Source organism: Escherichia sp. E4742 (assembly GCF_005843885.1).
GTDB lineage: Bacteria > Pseudomonadota > Gammaproteobacteria > Enterobacterales > Enterobacteriaceae > Escherichia.
On the sequence record NZ_CP040443.1, the window covers coordinates 3,616,565 to 3,634,945 of the forward strand.

Sequence of the window (18,381 nt, forward strand, 5' to 3'; positions counted from 1 at the left end):
CGTTTGCTGCGTGGAATTTACAAAGTTCAGCTTCGGATAATTCTCACCAACTGGTAAAGTGTGCGCCGTGGAAATTTATCCCATTGGACCCATTTCAGGTTATACCGCATGTCATCACTGAATATTAAACAGGGAAGTGACGCACATTTTCCCGAGTATCCTCTAGCGTCGCCCAGTAATAATGAAATTGATTTACTTAATCTAATCGAAGTTTTATGGCGGGCAAAAAAAACGGTCATGGCGGTCGTTTTTGCGTTTGCCTGCACAGGATTGCTGATCTCTTTCATCCTGCCGCAAAAATGGACCAGTTCTGCCGTCATTACTCCCGCTGAGGCTATTCAGTGGCAGGACCTGGAGAAAACCTTTACCAAACTCCGTGTTCTTGATCTCGATGTTAATATCGACCGTGGCGGTGTATTTAATCTGTTTATCAAGAAATTTCAGTCAATTAGCTTGCTGGAAGAGTACCTGCGCTCATCACCTTATGTGATGGACCAATTAAAAGAGGCGAAAATCGACGAACTGGATTTGCATCGCGCTATTGTCGCATTGAGCGAAAAAATGAAAGCGGTTGATGACAACGCCAGTAAGAAAAAAGATGAGCCCGCGCTGTATACTTCCTGGACATTAAGTTTCACCGCACCCACCAGTGAAGAAGCGCAGACAGTATTGGCAGGGTATATCGATTATATCTCTGCCATCGTGGTGAAAGAGTCGCTAGAAAATGTGCGTAATAAGCTGGAAATCAGAACCCAGTTTGAAAAAGAAAAACTGGCACAGGATCGTATAAAAACGAAAAACCAGCTTGATGCAAACATTCAACGCCTCAATTATTCACTCGACATTGCCAACGCGGCAGGAATTAAAAAGCCCGTATACAGTAATGGTCAGGCCGTTAAAGATGACCCTGATTTCTCTATTTCTCTCGGTGCAGACGGTATAGAACGCAAACTAGAAATTGAAAAAGCAGTCACCGATGTTGCGGAACTGAATGGTGAATTACGTAATCGTCAGTATCTAGTCGAGCAATTAACAAAAACAAATGTCAATGATGTAAATTTTACGCCGTTTAAATATCAGTTGCGTCCGACTTTGCCGGTGAAAAAAGACGGTCCGGGTAAGGCGATTATCGTGATCCTTTCTGCGTTGATCGGCGGTATGGTGGCTTGTGGTGGCGTGCTGTTGCGTCATGCGATGGCATCCAGAAAACAGGATGCCATGATGGAAGACCACTTAGTTTAAATCTTCGCGGTTGAAGGTGCCGTTCGTCCGAGCGGCACCACGAGCGGCGTTCCGGCCACCGGATCGTCAATAATCATGCAGCGCAGACCATAAATGCGCTCGATCAATTCAGCAGTGACAATCTCCTTCGGCGCCCCCTGCGCGATAATTTTTCCTTCCCGCAGCGCAATCAAATGGCTGGCGTAGCGACAGGCCTGATTAAGATCGTGCAGCACCGCAGCCAGCGTATAGCCTTTCTCGCGGTTCAGTTCGCTCAATAATTCCAGCAAATCAATCTGATGACTGATATCCAGCCAGGTGGTCGGCTCATCGAGCAGCATAATCGCCGTTTCCTGTGCCAGCACCATGGCAATCCACGCTCGCTGGCGTTGCCCACCGGAAAGGGTGTCCACGCTTTGATTCGCCAGATGGGTAATTCCTGTAGCCTGCATCGCTTTCGTTACCGCCTCTTCATCCTCTTTCCTCCAGCGGGTAAACAGCGGTTGATGCGGATAACGCCCACGCGCTACCAGCTCCTGAACGGTGATGTCGCCCGGCGTGGTAGCGTTTTGCGCCAGCAGACCAATCCGGCGTGCGACCTCTTTACTGGCGAAACGCTGAATTTGTTCACCATCCAGCCAGACATGCCCGTGAGCAGGCGTCATCAGGCGGCTTAACGTGCGTAGCAACGTGGATTTACCGCAGCCATTTGGCCCGATAATTGCCGTGAAGTGACCATCAGGAATTTCTACAGTCAGATTTTCCGCAACGGTATATTTACCATATCCGAGGGTTAACTGTTCGCCGCGCAAACGGGCTACTGATTCGGTCATTTTTTGCGAGACTCCTGAATTAACAAGACGATAAGGTAAATACCGCCGAGGCTGACGGTAACGACACCAACCGGAAGTTGATACGGCATAAACAGTTGTTGGGCGCAGAGATCGGCTGCCAGCAGTAACAGCGCACCGCACAGCGCCGCCTGGGTAAGCCCCCAGCGAGCGGTGCCGCTAATGCGTCGGGCAATGTGCGGCGCGACTAAAGCAATAAAGGAAATCGGCCCGGCAAGGGCCGTTGCCGCAGCGGTAAGCACCACTGCAACCAGCATCATTAACAGACGCGAACGTTCGACGCTGACGCCCAGCGCGCAGGCGGTGTCATCGCCCATCTCCAGCAAGCGCATTCGCCGTACCAGTAAGGCAGCGGCAATTAACATCAGCACAATGATTGGCGCGGAAGGCCAGGTTTTTGCCCACGTCAGGCCGTTAAGCGATCCGGCATTCCACAAACCCGCCGTTAGCGCCGTTTCTAAGGATGCTTTCAACAGCAGCCAGGTATTAAAGGCCACCAGCATGGCGCGAACGCCGATGCCGATAATAATCAGCCGAAAAGTGTCGATGCCGTTACGCCAGGCAAGCAGCCAGACCAGCAGTGAAGTGATAATGCCGCCCGCCATTGCTGCAAGGGCGATAGCCGTCAGATCCTGACCAAACAGCACCATCGCCACCAGTACGCCGCTCCACGCTCCGGTGTTAAAGCCCATTACGTCAGGGCTGCCGAGCGGGTTACGCATCAGCGACTGAAAAATCGCGCCGCTGATGCCCAGCGCCGCGCCAATTAACAGCGCCATCAGCACGCGTGGTAAACGCCATTCGGTGACTACCATCGTCATACTGCGCGGCGCATCGCCCATCAGCGCGGCGAATACCTGCGAGGTTTCCAGCGTGACGGCACCGCTGCGTAATCCCCAGATACCAGCAACCACACAGGCGGTAATTAGCAGCAAACAGGTGATGATTAATCGGCGAGAGACGTAAATCATGCGCCACCTCGCGTTTTACGTCGGACAAGAAAGATCAACACCGGTGCGCCAATAAAGGCGCTGACTACGGAAACGCGCAGCTCGCCGGGAACAATCACGCGCCCGATGATATCGGCAAACAGCAGCAGGGCAGGCGTGGCGAGCAGCGTGACGGGCAGCGACCAGCGATGATCGGCACCTACCAGCCAGCGCGCCATGTGCGGCATCATCAGGCCAATAAAGGCAATCGGACCAACCACCGCTGTTGCACTTCCGCAAAGCACGGTAATCGCCAGCAGACCAATCAACTGTGTGCGCGCCACGCGACTGCCCAACGCCGTCGCGGTGTCACTGCCGAGGCTTAAACTGTTCAGCGCGCGACTCAGTAATAGCGCAGTTGCTCCGGCGATCAGCACCGGGATCAGCACCACTTTTAAGGTATGTAGATTGCGAATATCCAGCGAACCGGCTTGCCAGAAACGTAACTGATCGTAGACGTCAGGATTAAGCAGGGCGATGCCGCTGGTCAGCCCTTCCAGCACCGCAGCCAGCGCCACGCCCGCCAGGGTTAAACGCACCGGACTTAACTGCCCACCGCCCTGGCTGCCGGTAAAGGCAACAATCAACGAGGCCACCAGCGCCCCGGCGAAGGCCATCGCCAGTTGTTCCTGCGCGGATGAGTAACCAAACAGCGCAGCTCCCAACACAATGGCAAAGCTGGCTCCGGCGTTGACGCCAAGCAAGCCGGGGTCGGCAAGTGGATTTCGGGTGAGGGTTTGCATTAACGCCCCGGCAAGGCCAAGCGCACCACCTGCCAGTAAACCGGCAAGAGTGCGCGGCAGTCGCGCGTCGAGCACGATGGTGCAGTCGGCACTCTGGCAGGTGCCGGAGAGAGCCTCCAGCACGACGGAAGCGGGGAGTGATTTTGCCCCAATGAGCAGACTTAATGTCGTTGCGATAATCAGTAATAACAGCAATCCGGGCACGGCAATGGCGCGTGTCACGGCAACAGAACCAGACATACGAACTTCCATGATAATGAAATTAATTATCGTTATCGATCTTATTTGGATATGTTAGCATGTGCAGCCTAAGAATAGGTATTTAAAATATTTGATGGCAAGGCATTGTAATGAATAAACAATCCTGGCTGCTTAACCTCAGCCTGTTGAAAACGCACCCGGCGTTTCGCGCAGTATTCCTCGCTCGTTTCATCTCTATTGTTTCTCTGGGTTTGCTCGGCGTCGCGGTGCCGGTGCAGATCCAGATGATGACGCACTCTACCTGGCAAGTGGGGCTTTCGGTGACGCTCACCGGCAGCGCGATGTTTGTCGGTCTGATGGTTGGCGGCGTGCTGGCGGATCGTTATGAGCGCAAAAAAGTGATTTTGCTGGCGCGCGGCACTTGTGGCATTGGTTTTATTGGCCTGTGTCTGAATGCTCTGCTGCCGGAGCCGTCATTGCTGGCAATCTATTTACTCGGATTGTGGGATGGCTTTTTCGCATCGCTTGGCGTTACGGCGCTACTGGCGGCAACACCTGCACTTGTTGGGCGTGAAAACTTAATGCAGGCCGGGGCGATCACCATGTTGACCGTGCGTCTGGGGTCGGTGATTTCGCCCATGATTGGCGGTTTATTGCTGGCGACCGGAGGCGTAGCCTGGAACTACGGACTGGCGGCGGCAGGCACGTTTATTACCCTGCTGCCGTTGTTAAGCCTTCCGGCACTGCCACCGCCGCCGCAGCCGCGTGAGCATCCGTTGAAATCGCTTCTGGCCGCGTTTCGTTTTCTGCTCGCCAGCCCGCTGGTGGGAGGGATTGCGTTGCTGGGTGGTTTATTGACGATGGCGAGCGCGGTGCGGGTACTGTATCCGGCGCTGGCTACCAACTGGCAGATGTCGGCGGCACAGATTGGTTTTCTCTATGCGGCGATCCCGCTCGGCGCGGCTATTGGCGCGTTAACCAGCGGAAAGCTGGCGCATAGCGAGCGACCTGGATTGTTGATGTTGCTCTCCACGCTGGGGTCGTTTCTCGCCATTGGTCTGTTTGGCCTGATGCCGATGTGGATTTTAGGTGTAGTTTGTCTGGCGCTGTTCGGCTGGCTGAGCGCGGTTAGTTCGTTGCTGCAATACACAATGCTGCAAACGCAAACTCCGGAAGCAATGTTAGGGCGGATTAACGGTTTGTGGACGGCGCAGAACGTGACGGGCGATGCGATTGGTGCTGCGCTGCTGGGCGGTCTGGGGGCGATGATGACACCGGTTGCTTCCGCAAGCGTGAGCGGCTTTGGTTTGTTTATTATCGGCGTGTTGCTGTTGCTGGTGCTGGTGGAATTGCGGCGTTTTCGCCAGACGCCGCCGCAGGTGACAGCGTCCGACAGTTAATGCTTAAAACTGCGCCTTAAGTCGTTCCAGCACTTGCATGGCGCTGTAGTAATCCAGTCGGAACGTCTCGGTTCCCAGCGCATAAACCTGCTTGTTTTGTACTGCAGGCAGGTGCGCGAGCAGCGGATTAGCATAAATCGCATCGGCGTCTTTCTGATCACCGGCGAACAGGAATAGTGATTCACCGTTTAACCCAGCAGCCAGATTTTCCCCACCAAGCTGAATGATGTCATGACGTTTGCCCTGGCTTTGGCTGGCGTTTAACCCTGCGGGCAACTTCGCCAGCGTAAAGCCGAGTTGTTCCAGCATCTGCCCTTGTGCTGATTCCGGTGTCCAGAGATTGGCACTGTGTGCAGCGGCGGTATAGACAATGGCAGTGACCGGCTGCGGCGGTAATTTGATTTGCTCTTTCGCCGCCGCCAGTTGCTTATCAAACTGCGCAATCCGCTCTGCCGCTTGTTTCTCATGCCCGGTAATTTCGCCAAGTTGCGTTAACAGCGACTGCCAGCTTTTGTCGTCGTAATTGATGATTAATGTCGGGGCGATGGTGGAAAGCTGATCGTACAGCGCCAGCGCCGAATCACCGCCGGTCGCGCTAATTAAAATCAGATCCGGCATTTGTGCGGCAACGGCTTCGGCGTTCGGTTCCCCGATATAGAGGCGCTGCAGTTTGCGTTCTTTGGCAACGTCGCTCCACTGGCGTAAAAAGCCTTGTTCGTCCGCGACGCGGTTATTCGGCGTGGTCGCGCCGCTGGCGATCACCGGAGCATCAATCGCCAGCAGTGAGCCGGTCAGGGTGACGCTGGTGGAAACAATACGCTGCGGTTGGCTTTCCAGGGTATGAGTGCCACGACTGTCAGTAATCTGACGCGGCCAGTCGGCGGCCTGAACTGCGGCTATTCCTGAAAGCAAAAGTCCTGTTAATAGAAGGGCGTTGCGGTAGAGCGGGGCGAGTCTCACAAATCAGCTTCCTGTTATTAATAAGGTTAAGGGCGTAATGACAAATTCGACAAAGCGCACCATTCGTCCCCTCGCTCCTTTGGGGAGAGGGGGCAGAACGGCGCAGGCCATCACATTGCGCTTATGCGAATCCATCAATAATGCTTCTCATTTTCATTGTAACCACAAGCAGATGCAACCCCGAGTTGCAGATTGCGTTACCTCAAGAGTTGACATAGTGCGCGTTTGCTTTTAGGTTAGCGACCGAAAATATAAATGATAATCATTATTAAAGCCTTTATCATTTTGTGGAGGATGATATGGATACGTCACTGGCTGAGGAAGTACAGCAGACCATGGCAACACTTGCGCCCAATCGTTTTTTCTTTATGTCGCCGTACCGCAGTTTTACGACGTCAGGATGTTTCGCCCGCTTCGATGAACCGGCTGTGAACGGGGATTCGCCCGACAGTTCCTTCCAGCAAAAACTCGCCGCGCTGTTTGCCGATGCCAAAGCGCAGGGCATCAAAAATCCGGTGATGGTCGGGGCGATTCCCTTCGATCCACGTCAGCCTTCGTCGCTGTATATTCCCGAATCCTGGCAGCCATTCTCCCGTAAAGAAAAACAAGCTTCCGCACGCCGTTTCACCCGCAGCCAGGCGCTGAACGTGGTGGAACGCCAGGCAATTCCGGAACAAACCACGTTTGAACAGATGGTTGCCCGCGCCGCCGCACTTACCGCCACGCCGCAGGTCGACAAAGTGGTGTTATCACGGTTGATTGATATCACCACCGACGCCACCATTGACAGCGGTGTACTGCTGGAACGGTTGATTGCACAAAACCCGGTTAGTTACAACTTCCATGTCCCGCTGTCCGATGGTGGCGTTCTGCTCGGTGCAAGCCCGGAACTGCTGCTGCGCAAAGACGGCGAGCGTTTTAGCTCCATTCCGTTAGCCGGTTCCGCGCGCCGTCAGCCGGATGACGTGCTGGACAGGGAAGCGGGTAATCGTCTACTGGCGTCAGAAAAAGATCGCCATGAGCATGAACTGGTGACTCAGGCGATGAAAGAGGTACTGCGCGAACGCAGTAGTGAGTTACACGTTCCCTCCTCTCCACAATTGATCACCACGCCGACGCTGTGGCATCTCGCGACGCCCTTTGAAGGCAGAGCGAATTCGCAAGAAAACGCACTGACCCTGGCCTGTCTGCTGCATCCGACCCCCGCGCTGAGCGGTTTCCCCCATCAGGCTGCAACCAAAGTGATTGCTGAACTGGAGCCGTTCGACCGCGAACTGTTTGGCGGCATTGTTGGCTGGTGTGACAGCGAAGGTAACGGCGAGTGGGTGGTGACCATCCGCTGCGCGAAGCTACGGGAAAATCAGGTGCGTCTGTTTGCCGGAGCGGGGATTGTGCCTGCGTCGTCACCGTTGGGTGAGTGGCGCGAAACAGGCGTCAAACTTTCTACCATGTTGAACGTTTTTGGATTGCATTAAGGAGCGAGGATGAGCATTCCATTTACCCGCTGGCCGGAAGAGTTTGCCCGTCGCTATCGGGAAAAAGGCTACTGGCAGGATTTGCCGCTGACCGACATTCTGACTCGCCACGCTGCGAGTGACAGCATCGCGGTTATCGATGGCGAGCGTCAGTTGAGTTATCGGGAATTGAATCAGGCGGCGGATAATCTCGCCTGTAGCTTGCGCCGTCAAGGCATTAAACCCGGTGAAACCGCGCTGGTACAGTTGGGTAACGTCGCTGAACTTTACATCACCTTTTTCGCGTTGCTGAAACTGGGCGTTGCGCCAGTGTTGGCGCTATTCAGCCATCAGCGTAGTGAACTGAACGCCTATGCCAGCCAGATTGAACCCGCATTGCTGATTGCCGATCGCCAGCATGCGCTGTTTAGCGGGGATGATTTCCTCAATACTTTCGTCACAGAACATTCCTCCATTCGCGTGGTGCAACTGCACAACGACAGCGGTGAGCATAACTTGCAGGATGCGATTAACCATCCGGCTGAGGATTTTACTGCCACGCCGTCACCTGCTGATGAAGTGGCCTATTTCCAGCTTTCCGGCGGCACCACCGGCACACCGAAACTGATCCCGCGCACTCATAACGACTATTACTACAGCGTGCGTCGTAGCGTCGAGATTTGTCAGTTCACACAACAGACACGCTACCTGTGCGCGATTCCGGCGGCGCACAACTATGCCATGAGTTCGCCGGGATCGCTGGGCGTATTTCTTGCTGGCGGCACCGTCGTTCTGGCGGCCGATCCCAGCGCCACGCTTTGCTTCCCATTGATTGCAAAACATCAGGTTAACGTTACCGCGCTGGTGCCACCAGCAGTCAGCCTGTGGTTGCAGGCGCTGACCGAAGGCGAAAGCCGGGCGCAGCTTGCCTCGCTGAAACTGTTACAGGTCGGCGGTGCGCGTCTTTCTGCCACGCTTGCGGCGCGTATTCCCGCAGAGATTGGCTGCCAGTTGCAGCAGGTGTTCGGCATGGCGGAAGGGCTGGTGAACTACACCCGTCTTGATGATAGCGCGGAGAAAATTATCCATACCCAGGGTTACCCAATGTGTCCGGACGATGAAGTGTGGGTTGCCGATGCCGATGGAAATCCACTGCCGCAAGGGGAAGTCGGACGCCTGATGACGCGCGGGCCGTACACCTTCCGCGGTTATTACAAAAGTCCGCAGCACAATGCCAGTGCCTTTGATGCCAACGGTTTTTACTGTTCCGGCGATCTGATCTCCATTGATCCAGAGGGTTACATCACCGTGCAGGGGCGCGAGAAAGATCAGATCAATCGTGGCGGCGAGAAGATCGCTGCCGAAGAGATCGAAAACCTGCTGCTGCGCCATCCGGCGGTGATCTACGCCGCACTGGTGAGCATGGAAGACGAACTGATGGGCGAAAAAAGCTGCGCTTATCTGGTGGTGAAAGAACCGCTGCGCGCGGTGCAGGTGCGTCGCTTCCTGCGTGAGCAGGGTATTGCCGAATTTAAATTACCGGATCGCGTGGAGTGTGTGGATTCACTTCCGCTGACGGCGGTCGGGAAAGTCGATAAAAAACAATTACGTCAGTGGCTGGCGTCACGCGCTTCAGCCTGAAGGAGAGAACACGATGGCTATTCCAAAATTACAGGCTTACGCGCTGCCGGAGTCTCACGATATTCCGCAAAATAAAGTCGACTGGGCCTTTGAACCGCAACGCGCTGCGCTGTTAATTCATGATATGCAGGACTATTTCGTCAGCTTCTGGGGCGAGAGCTGCCCGATGATGGAACAGGTGATCGCGAATATTGCTGCGCTGCGTGACTACTGCAAACAGCATAATATTCCGGTTTATTACACCGCGCAGCCGAAAGAGCAGAGTGATGAAGATCGGGCGCTGTTGAATGATATGTGGGGGCCGGGCCTGACCCGTTCGCCGGAACAGCAAAAGGTGGTGGATCGCCTCACGCCGGATGCCGACGACACGGTGCTGGTGAAGTGGCGCTACAGCGCGTTTCATCGTTCCCCGCTGGAGCAAATGCTCAAAGAGAGCGGACGTAACCAACTGATTATTACTGGGGTGTACGCGCATATTGGCTGTATGACCACCGCGACCGACGCATTTATGCGGGATATTAAACCGTTTATGGTGGCGGATGCGCTGGCCGATTTCAGCCGTGACGAGCATTTGATGTCGCTGAAATATGTGGCCGGACGTTCTGGTCGGGTGGTGATGACTGAAGAGTTACTGCCAGCACCGATCCCTTCCAGTAAAGCGGCGCTGCGCGAGGTGATCCTGCCGCTGCTGGACGAGTCCGATGAGCCGTTCGATGACGACAACCTGATCGACTACGGTCTGGATTCGGTGCGCATGATGGCGCTGGCGGCGCGCTGGCGCAAAGTGCATGGCGATATCGATTTTGTCATGCTGGCGAAAAACCCGACCATCGACGCCTGGTGGAAACTGCTCTCCCGCGAGGTGAAATAATGGATTTCAGCGGCAAAAATGTCTGGGTAACCGGCGCGGGGAAAGGTATCGGCTACGCCACGGCGCTGGCGTTTGTGGAAGCGGGAGCAAAAGTTACAGGTTTTGATCAAGCGTTCGCGCAGGAGAATTATCCCTTTACGACCGAAGTGATGGATGTTGCCGATGCTGCGCAGGTCGCGCAGGTATGTCAGCGACTGTTAGCGCAAACGGAGCGACTGGACGTGCTGGTCAATGCGGCGGGAATTTTGCGCATGGGCGCGACCGATCAGCTCAGCAAAGAGGACTGGCAGCAGACTTTTGCGGTCAACGTCGGCGGGGCGTTTAACCTGTTCCAGCAAACCATGAACCAGTTTCGCCGTCAGCGGGGCGGAGCGATTGTCACTGTGGCGTCCGACGCCGCACATACGCCGCGTATTGGTATGAGTGCTTATGGCGCATCGAAAGCGGCGCTGAAAAGCCTGGCGTTGAGTGTCGGGCTGGAACTGGCGGGTAGCGGCGTACGCTGTAATGTGGTTTCCCCAGGTTCCACCGATACTGATATGCAACGCACGCTGTGGGTGAGCGATGACGCCGAAGAACAGCGTATTCGCGGCTTTGGTGAGCAGTTTAAACTCGGCATTCCGCTGGGGAAAATTGCCCGGCCGCAGGAAATCGCCAACACGATTTTGTTCCTCGCCTCCGACCTCGCCAGCCATATCACGCTACAGGATATCGTGGTGGATGGCGGATCGACGCTGGGGGCATAAGCATGATCTGGAAACGCCATTTAACGCTCGACGAACTCAACGCCACCAGCCATAACACGATGGTGGCGCATCTGGGAATTGTTTATACCCGTCTGGGTGATGATGTTCTGGAAGCCGAAATGCCGGTCGATCCCCGTACTCATCAGCCGTTTGGCCTGCTGCATGGCGGTGCGTCGGCGGCGCTGGCGGAAACGCTGGGATCGATGGCCGGATTTATGATGACTCGCGACGGACAGTGTGTGGTGGGCACGGAACTTAACGCCACCCATCATCGCCCGGTGTCTGAGGGCAAGGTGCGCGGTGTTTGCCAGCCGCTGCATCTTGGACGGCAAAATCAGAGCTGGGAAATCGTCGTTTTCGATGAACAGGGGCGGCGTTGCTGCACTTGTCGGCTGGGTACGGCGGTTTTGGGATGAACCCGACAGAATTAAATGAGATTGCAGGAAAACTCGGTTAACGGAGTGACCGAGTTAACATTGTTAAGTTAATTATTGGTTTTAACTCTTATTTGTTTAGTTATCGCGTTGTTAAATTCCGCAAAGATGTTATAGAAACAAAATGTAACATCTCTATGGACACGCACACGGATAACAATTATGAACAAATCAGGGAAATACCTCGTCTGGACAGTGCTCTCTGTAATGGGGGCATTTGCTCTGGGATACATTGCTTTAAACCGTGGGGAACAGATCAACGCGCTGTGGATTGTGGTGGCGTCGGTCTGTATCTATCTAATCGCTTATCGTTTTTATGGTCTGTATATCGCCAAAAATGTGCTGGCGGTGGACCCGACGCGTATGACGCCAGCGGTGCGCCATAACGACGGGCTGGACTATGTGCCGACGGACAAGAAAGTGCTGTTCGGTCACCATTTTGCGGCCATTGCCGGAGCAGGCCCGCTGGTGGGGCCGGTGCTGGCGGCGCAAATGGGCTACCTGCCGGGGATGATCTGGCTGCTTGCCGGAGTGGTTCTCGCCGGTGCAGTGCAGGATTTCATGGTGCTGTTTGTTTCCACGCGCCGTGACGGTCGCTCGCTGGGTGAGCTGGTCAAAGAAGAGATGGGGCCAACCGCCGGGGTGATTGCGCTGGTAGCCTGCTTTATGATCATGGTCATTATCCTTGCCGTGCTGGCGATGATCGTGGTGAAAGCCCTGACCCATAGCCCGTGGGGAACGTATACCGTTGCGTTCACCATTCCGCTGGCGCTGTTTATGGGGATCTACCTGCGCTATCTGCGTCCGGGCCGCATTGGCGAAGTGTCGGTCATCGGTCTGGTGTTTCTGATTTTCGCCATTATCTCTGGCGGCTGGGTGGCAGAAAGCCCGACCTGGGCGCCGTACTTTGACTTTACCGGCGTGCAGTTGACCTGGATGTTGGTGGGCTACGGTTTTGTGGCGGCGGTGCTGCCGGTGTGGTTGCTGCTGGCTCCGCGTGACTACCTCTCTACCTTCCTGAAAATCGGGACTATCGTTGGTCTGGCGGTAGGCATTTTGATTATGCGCCCGACGCTGACCATGCCTGCGCTAACCAAATTTGTTGACGGCACTGGCCCGGTATGGACCGGTAACCTGTTCCCGTTCCTGTTTATCACCATCGCCTGTGGTGCGGTGTCTGGCTTCCATGCGCTGATCTCTTCCGGCACCACGCCGAAGATGCTGGCGAATGAAGGTCAGGCGTGTTTTATCGGCTACGGCGGGATGTTGATGGAATCCTTCGTGGCGATTATGGCGCTGGTTTCTGCCTGTATCATCGATCCGGGTGTGTACTTCGCCATGAATAGCCCGATGGCGGTGCTGGCTCCGGCGGGTACGACGGATGTCGTGGCTTCTGCCGCGCAGGTGGTGAGTAGCTGGGGCTTTGCTATTACCCCGGATACGTTAAACCAGATTGCCAGCGAAGTGGGTGAACAGTCGATCATTTCCCGTGCGGGCGGTGCGCCGACGTTGGCGGTGGGGATGGCCTACATTCTGCACGGCGCGCTGGGCGGCATGATGGATGTGGCGTTCTGGTATCACTTCGCCATTCTGTTTGAAGCACTGTTTATTCTGACGGCGGTGGATGCGGGTACGCGTGCTGCGCGCTTTATGTTGCAGGATCTGCTGGGCGTGGTGTCTCCGGGTCTGAAACGGACCGATTCATTACCTGCTAACCTGCTGGCAACGGCGCTGTGCGTGCTGGCGTGGGGCTACTTCCTCCATCAGGGCGTGGTCGATCCTCTGGGCGGTATTAACACTCTGTGGCCGCTGTTTGGTATTGCCAACCAGATGCTGGCAGGGATGGCGCTGATGCTCTGTGCCGTGGTGTTGTTCAAAATGAAACGTCAACGTTACGCCTGGGTGGCGCTGGTACCAACGGCCTGGTTGCTGATTTGTACCCTGACCGCAGGCTGGCAGAAAGCGTTTAGCCCGGATGCGAAAGTGGGCTTCCTGGCCATTGCTAACAAGTTCCAGGCAATGATCGACAGCGGCAATATTCCGTCGCAGTATACTGAGTCACAACTGGCGCAACTGGTGTTCAACAACCGTCTGGATGCCGGGTTAACCATCTTCTTTATGGTGGTCGTGGTGGTTCTGGCGCTGTTCTCGATTAAGACGGCGCTGGCGGCATTGAAAGAGCCTAAGCCAACGGCGAAAGAAACGCCGTATGAGCCAATGCCGGAAAATGTTGAAGAGATCGTGGCGCAGGCAAAAGGCGCGCACTAAAGTCAGAGTGAGGGGGGATGTGCCGGGCGTACCCCTTACTCTCAGCAATTCCAGGCCGGATAAGGCGTTCGCGCCGCATCCGGCACTCTCTCAGCAACCTGATTACCGGAGGTATTGATGTTTGATTCACTGGCAAAAGCCGGAAAATATTTAGGTCAGGCGGCGAAGCTGATGATTGGTATGCCTGATTACGATAACTATGTCGAACATATGCGGGTTAACCATCCTGATCAAACGCCGATGACCTATGAAGAGTTTTTCCGCGAGCGGCAGGACGCGCGCTACGGTGGGAAAGGCGGCGCGCGCTGCTGCTAAATTTGTTCGTCAGGCTTTAAACGATTCCACTTTTTCTAACGCTGTTCGCAACGTATCAGCTGTCAGCGTAACTGGCAGATAATGAATGGACTCCACCGGGCGCAAAGTATGGGCAATCACTTTGTCGATCTCTACCTGACTATTGATATCTACATCCAGCTCCGCCAGCGTGGTCGGCAGATGAAAACGCTGATACGCCTCGGTTAATTGCGCCAGCACATCATCCTGACCCAGCAAGGCGCTTTGCACCAGAATTCCGTAGGCGACTTTGGTGCCGTGGAGAAACTTCTCGGTTTGCGGCAGTACAGTCAGACCGTTATGCACGGCATGGGCCGCCGCCACACGCGTAAAACGATCGCCCAGACCACCGACCATTCCGCCTCCGGCGATAATGGCATCCACCACATCGCAAAATGATTGCGTTAACTGCTGATTTTGCTGATCGGCAAGCGCCTGTTCGCTCCTGTTTAACAAGACGTCGCGGATGGTCTGCGCGTTATTGATTCCCAGACGCACGGTTAGTGGCAATGTTTCTGGTTGCGGAGCCAGCACCACCGCTTCATACCATTTCGCCAGCGTGTCGCCGATGCCCGCCAGCAGATATTCTTGCGGCGCATTGAGGATAATCTCCGGTTCCACCAGCACCATAAAATTGGCATCGTCGAAAATCTCATAATGAAGCGCCTGTCCGGCATCGTTATACCAGACAGAGAGCGGAGTCCAGGCGGCACAGGTAGCGGCGATCGTCGGAACGGCAACAAACGGTAGACCGAGGCGACGGGCGAGGGCTTTTGCGGTGTCGAGCAGTGCGCCGCCACCGACGCCAATTACTACGCTGCGATCGCCACCAGACTGCGTCGCCAGTTGCTGCACATCGCTTTCGCTGCAATGACCGCGAAACAAAATATGCTTTGCCCCAGGCAGTTCAAACGCTGGCGGAAGTTTGGTTTGCGCCGCAGCAATGGCACGTTCACCATAAATCCACACAGCGCGAGAAAGCTGTTCAGTCGTGAAAAAATCATGCAGGTGATTCAGACTTCCGGGATGAGAAAAGTAGTTAGCAGGGCCGACGACGACGCGGATAGGATTGTGATGCATGTTGTGTTGTCCTTATTGTTTTATTTAGACATCTAAACGTCTTGATTGCCAAATACTATCATCGTGTTATAGTGCCTTCAACACGCAACTTCGTCAGGCACAATAAAAATGACAAATAACCCTCTGATTCCACAAAGCAAACTTCCACAACTTGGCACTACCATTTTCACCCAGATGAGTGCGCTGGCGCAGCAGCACCAGGCGATTAATCTGTCGCAAGGCTTTCCTGATTTTGATGGTCCGCACTATTTGCAGGAGCGACTGGCGCATCACGTTGCCCAGGGGGCAAATCAATACGCGCCAATGACCGGCGTGCAGGCATTGCGTGAGGCGATTGCTGAGAAAACGGGACGTCTGTATGGCTATCAACCGGATGCTGATAGCGACATCACCGTAACAGCAGGGGCGACGGAGGCGTTATACGCAGCGATTACCGCGCTGGTACGTAGTGGCGATGAAGTTATCTGTTTCGACCCCAGTTATGACAGTTATGCGCCTGCCATTGCGCTATCTGGTGGGATCGTGAAACGCATTGCGCTACAGCCGCCGCATTTTCGCGTTGACTGGCAAGAATTTGCTGCGCTATTGGGCGAGCGCACCCGGCTGGTGATCCTCAACACGCCGCATAATCCCAGCGCCACCGTCTGGCAGCAGGCTGATTTTGCCGCTTTGTGGCAGGCAATTGCCGATCGCGAGATTTTTGTCATTAGTGATGAAGTTTACGAGCACATTAACTTTTCACAGCCAGGCCATGCCAGCGTGCTGGCGCATCCGCAGCTGCGTGAGCGGGCGGTGGCGGTGTCATCGTTTGGCAAGACCTATCATATGACTGGCTGGAAAGTGGGGTATTGCGTTGCGCCAGCGCCCATCAGCGCCGAGATACGTAAAGTGCATCAGTATCTGACCTTTTCGGTCAACACCCCCGCACAACTGGCGCTTGCCGATATGCTACGGGAAAATCCTGAACATTATTTTGCATTACCGGACTTTTATCGCCAGAAGCGCGATATTCTCGTGAACGCGTTAAGCGAGAGCCGGCTGGAGATTTTACCGTGTGAAGGTACATACTTTTTGCTGGTGGATTACAGCGCCGTGTCTACGCTGAATGATGTTGAGTTTTGCCAGTGGTTGACGCGGGAGCATGGAGTGGCGGCGATCCCGCTGTCGGTATTTTGCGCAGATCCCTTCCCGCATAAACTGATTCGTCTTTGTTTTGCCAAGAAGGAATCGACGCTGCTGGCGGCGGCTGAACGCCTGCGCCAGCTTTAGTTATTTGACGGTCCAGGCGCGGGAATATTGACGGTCGGCAAACAGTTCTTGCAGGCCGTTAATTTGCTTAAGGCGTAACACTTCGTCGCTATCCATACCCAGCTCTTTACCGATTTTATTATCGTCCCAACCTAACTGGCTGAGTTCACGAACAATTTCTGACATTGCCGTGACCTGGTGGCGACCACGCGCGCGGTTGTGGCGAATAGTTGCAGCGATACGTTCGTTACGTGTTCCTTCCAGGCAGGTGACCGGTAAATACCCTTTTAATCGCAATTTTAACGTGTTAGAGCCTTTACCAATTTCATGACGGTGAAAACCATCAACAATTTCAAGTGTGCTGGCTCGTGTGTTGGTCACCACAATTGGCTGGGTAAAACCATCGACCTCAATTGATTTTTGCAGTAATCGTTTCTCTGGCGGCGCGACGTTATTCGGATTGTAATCATTGGGGGTGAGTTGGGTGTTCTTAACCCACAAAACACAATCTACCGGTTCGTCGCGAAATGGGCTCACTTGATGGATCGCCGTTCTGATCTCATTGATCGCCTTAATGCGATCTTCTTCCGCCAGACTGGCGAGAAATTGAGTTAAATCCTGCGTTAATCGCTGCTGCATAGTATTCCCCATTCCTGACGTTTTCCTTTAATCCGTTTGTTATAACGCTGATAATTTTTGGCTTTTGTGGGGCTGAATGATAATGCCCGACACCAATAATCATTGTTGAGCAATACTTTGCAGATACGTCGCCAGGAAGGGACGTCTTTTGAGCCAATATCTCCATGCTGTGTTTGAGGGATCTCGATGCCTTTTTTTTGATACCAGTGCAAATAAACAGCAATTTTATTGCGGTAATGTTCAGCCGTTTTTTCGGGCATACTGTTTAGCAGTAATAAGGCATATTCTTGCCAGTCTAAATGGTCAGGCTTAAGGATCTTCCGGTGACCATAAAATTGATTGTCATGACCTGCGTAAATTCCACCGCTTTTTACGCCACTGACCCGGGCGCACATTGCGGCCCATCGGTCAGGTTCAAGAACATGATATAACCACAAACCTTGCCGTTGCTCCGGACCAAAAGGTTCACAGATTCGCATGTGACGCAGGGGAACGCCTGCCTGATACATCAGGTTATACAAAGGGTTAGATAGAGTCTGCTGTTTAGCATACCAGGTCCAGATATCGGCCACTTTCCAGTCGTAAATGGGATAAATATACCAACAATGGCCACCTGGCGCGGCGGTGGTCCACGGCTTATCGTCAGCAAAACGTTGTTTATTTAAGCTGGCAATGGCGACGAAACGATTATAAGACTCGTCGGCACGAATACCGACCATCATTGCGGCAGGGCGATGTTGTGAAAACCATTCGGCAAATTCACGTACGAAATGTTCAAAGGTCATGCCGGATTGATAAAACGAGAAAAATGCGGGATCGGTTATCGCATCTTCTGGCGGCTGACGAACCCATTCAATATCAGGCTGCCAGCACTGCCATTCGGGTTGATATTGGGATAATGAATTTTGCGTTGTTAGCGGTAGTGCCACCCAATAAAACTCTTCGATAACATCGGCATACTGCTCACGTAGCGATTGAACATAGTCAATCGTACAAGAAAACTGAGCTTCCCAGTCGATAAACAGGACGTGTATTTTTTTTCCCATTTTTCTGGCCAGATCTGCGGTCAAATGGAGCATTAAGCCAGAATCTTTACCACCAGAAAAAGAGACGCATACGCGAGGCAGAGTATTAAGTGTCCAGGTGATACGGTCTTGTGCTGCTTCCAGGATATTGAGAGGTAGCGGGATTTTATAAATGGACATCTGAAGACGCTCTCTTAACGTGACCGTGAGAAAAGTGCGATAGTTTCCTGATTATAATATTAATAAATTAAAATGAGGTATCTTATTTTATATTCAC

17 protein-coding genes are annotated in these 18,381 nt (G+C 54.0%); 10 read left to right on the top strand and 7 right to left on the bottom strand.

Annotation, left to right across the window (positions count from 1 at the left end):
* Positions 1 to 108: 108 nt before the first annotated feature.
* Positions 109 to 1,242: an LPS O-antigen length regulator Wzz(fepE) gene (wzz(fepE), locus tag FEM44_RS17370; protein WP_135523073.1), complete on the top strand. Its 1,134-nt coding sequence runs from the start codon at positions 109 to 111 to the stop codon at positions 1,240 to 1,242.
* On the opposite strand, the gene fepC is transcribed toward wzz(fepE), so the two are convergent.
* From fepC to fepD, 3 genes are read right to left on the bottom strand one after another with little or no spacing between them, the layout of a single operon-like run.
* Positions 1,239 to 2,054, bottom strand: coding sequence for an iron-enterobactin ABC transporter ATP-binding protein (gene fepC, locus FEM44_RS17375; RefSeq protein ID WP_000140656.1), 816 nt, complete (start codon positions 2,052 to 2,054; stop codon positions 1,239 to 1,241). The genes wzz(fepE) and fepC overlap by 4 nt on opposite strands.
* Entirely contained in the window at positions 2,051 to 3,043 is a 993-nt protein-coding gene (gene fepG, locus FEM44_RS17380) for an iron-enterobactin ABC transporter permease (RefSeq protein WP_135523072.1), read from the bottom strand. The genes fepC and fepG overlap by 4 nt, the downstream gene beginning before the upstream one ends.
* Complete coding sequence (fepD, locus tag FEM44_RS17385; RefSeq protein WP_002430228.1) at positions 3,040 to 4,044, bottom strand: Fe(3+)-siderophore ABC transporter permease; 1,005 nt, start codon at positions 4,042 to 4,044, stop codon at positions 3,040 to 3,042. Before fepD ends, fepG begins: the two co-directional genes overlap by 4 nt.
* 110 nt (positions 4,045 to 4,154) lie before the next feature.
* On the opposite strand from fepD, the gene entS reads away from it, so the two are divergent.
* Positions 4,155 to 5,405, top strand: a complete 1,251-nt coding sequence (gene entS, locus FEM44_RS17390) for an enterobactin transporter EntS (protein ID WP_135523071.1) — start codon at positions 4,155 to 4,157, stop codon at positions 5,403 to 5,405.
* A 3-nt stretch (positions 5,406 to 5,408) separates the two neighbouring features.
* On the opposite strand, the gene fepB is transcribed toward entS, so the two are convergent.
* The gene (gene fepB, locus FEM44_RS17395) at positions 5,409 to 6,365 is read right to left on the bottom strand and encodes a Fe2+-enterobactin ABC transporter substrate-binding protein (protein WP_135523070.1); all 957 of its coding nucleotides are present in this window, start codon (positions 6,363 to 6,365) and stop codon (positions 5,409 to 5,411) included.
* A 299-nt stretch (positions 6,366 to 6,664) separates the two neighbouring features.
* On the opposite strand from fepB, the gene entC reads away from it, so the two are divergent.
* The 7 genes from entC to FEM44_RS17430 all read left to right on the top strand — a co-directional run bounded on the left by entC (position 6,665) and on the right by FEM44_RS17430 (position 14,094).
* A complete protein-coding gene (entC, locus tag FEM44_RS17400; RefSeq protein ID WP_135523069.1) occupies positions 6,665 to 7,840 on the top strand; it encodes an isochorismate synthase EntC in 1,176 nt (391 codons plus the stop codon).
* A 9-nt stretch (positions 7,841 to 7,849) separates the two neighbouring features.
* A complete protein-coding gene (gene entE, locus FEM44_RS17405; protein ID WP_135523068.1) occupies positions 7,850 to 9,460 on the top strand; it encodes a (2,3-dihydroxybenzoyl)adenylate synthase EntE in 1,611 nt (536 codons plus the stop codon).
* A 13-nt stretch (positions 9,461 to 9,473) separates the two neighbouring features.
* Positions 9,474 to 10,331, top strand: a complete 858-nt coding sequence (gene entB / locus FEM44_RS17410; protein ID WP_135523067.1) for an enterobactin biosynthesis bifunctional isochorismatase/aryl carrier protein EntB — start codon at positions 9,474 to 9,476, stop codon at positions 10,329 to 10,331.
* Positions 10,331 to 11,077, top strand: a complete 747-nt coding sequence (gene entA / locus FEM44_RS17415; protein WP_135523066.1) for a 2,3-dihydro-2,3-dihydroxybenzoate dehydrogenase EntA — start codon at positions 10,331 to 10,333, stop codon at positions 11,075 to 11,077. The genes entB and entA overlap by 1 nt, the downstream gene beginning before the upstream one ends.
* A 2-nt stretch (positions 11,078 to 11,079) precedes the next feature.
* Positions 11,080 to 11,493, top strand: coding sequence for a proofreading thioesterase EntH (gene entH / locus FEM44_RS17420; RefSeq protein WP_135523065.1), 414 nt, complete (start codon positions 11,080 to 11,082; stop codon positions 11,491 to 11,493).
* A gap of 180 nt (positions 11,494 to 11,673) precedes the next feature.
* Positions 11,674 to 13,779: a pyruvate/proton symporter CstA gene (gene cstA / locus FEM44_RS17425; RefSeq protein ID WP_001043161.1), complete on the top strand. Its 2,106-nt coding sequence runs from the start codon at positions 11,674 to 11,676 to the stop codon at positions 13,777 to 13,779.
* Between the two features lie 117 nt (positions 13,780 to 13,896).
* On the top strand, positions 13,897 to 14,094 hold the full coding sequence (locus tag FEM44_RS17430; protein WP_000460431.1) for a YbdD/YjiX family protein: 198 nt from the start codon (positions 13,897 to 13,899) through the stop codon (positions 14,092 to 14,094).
* 9 nt (positions 14,095 to 14,103) lie between these two features.
* On the opposite strand, the gene hcxA is transcribed toward FEM44_RS17430, so the two are convergent.
* Positions 14,104 to 15,192 (bottom strand): hydroxycarboxylate dehydrogenase HcxA, encoded by a 1,089-nt coding sequence (hcxA, locus tag FEM44_RS17435; RefSeq protein WP_138159114.1) that lies wholly within the window; start codon positions 15,190 to 15,192, stop codon positions 14,104 to 14,106.
* Positions 15,193 to 15,300: 108 nt separating this feature from the next.
* On the opposite strand from hcxA, the gene ybdL reads away from it, so the two are divergent.
* Positions 15,301 to 16,461 carry a methionine-oxo-acid transaminase gene (gene ybdL, locus FEM44_RS17440; RefSeq protein WP_135523064.1) on the top strand — a complete coding sequence of 387 codons (1,161 nt, stop codon included), beginning with the start codon at positions 15,301 to 15,303 and terminating at the stop codon, positions 16,459 to 16,461.
* Here the strand turns inward: ybdL and FEM44_RS17445 are convergent, their stop codons facing one another.
* Positions 16,462 to 17,091: an IbrB-like domain-containing protein gene (locus tag FEM44_RS17445; RefSeq protein WP_000528560.1), complete on the bottom strand. Its 630-nt coding sequence runs from the start codon at positions 17,089 to 17,091 to the stop codon at positions 16,462 to 16,464. It lies immediately after the preceding gene.
* Complete coding sequence (locus FEM44_RS17450; RefSeq protein WP_135523063.1) at positions 17,064 to 18,284, bottom strand: phosphoadenosine phosphosulfate reductase; 1,221 nt, start codon at positions 18,282 to 18,284, stop codon at positions 17,064 to 17,066. The genes FEM44_RS17445 and FEM44_RS17450 overlap by 28 nt, the downstream gene beginning before the upstream one ends.
* Between the last annotated feature and the right edge of the window lie 97 nt (positions 18,285 to 18,381).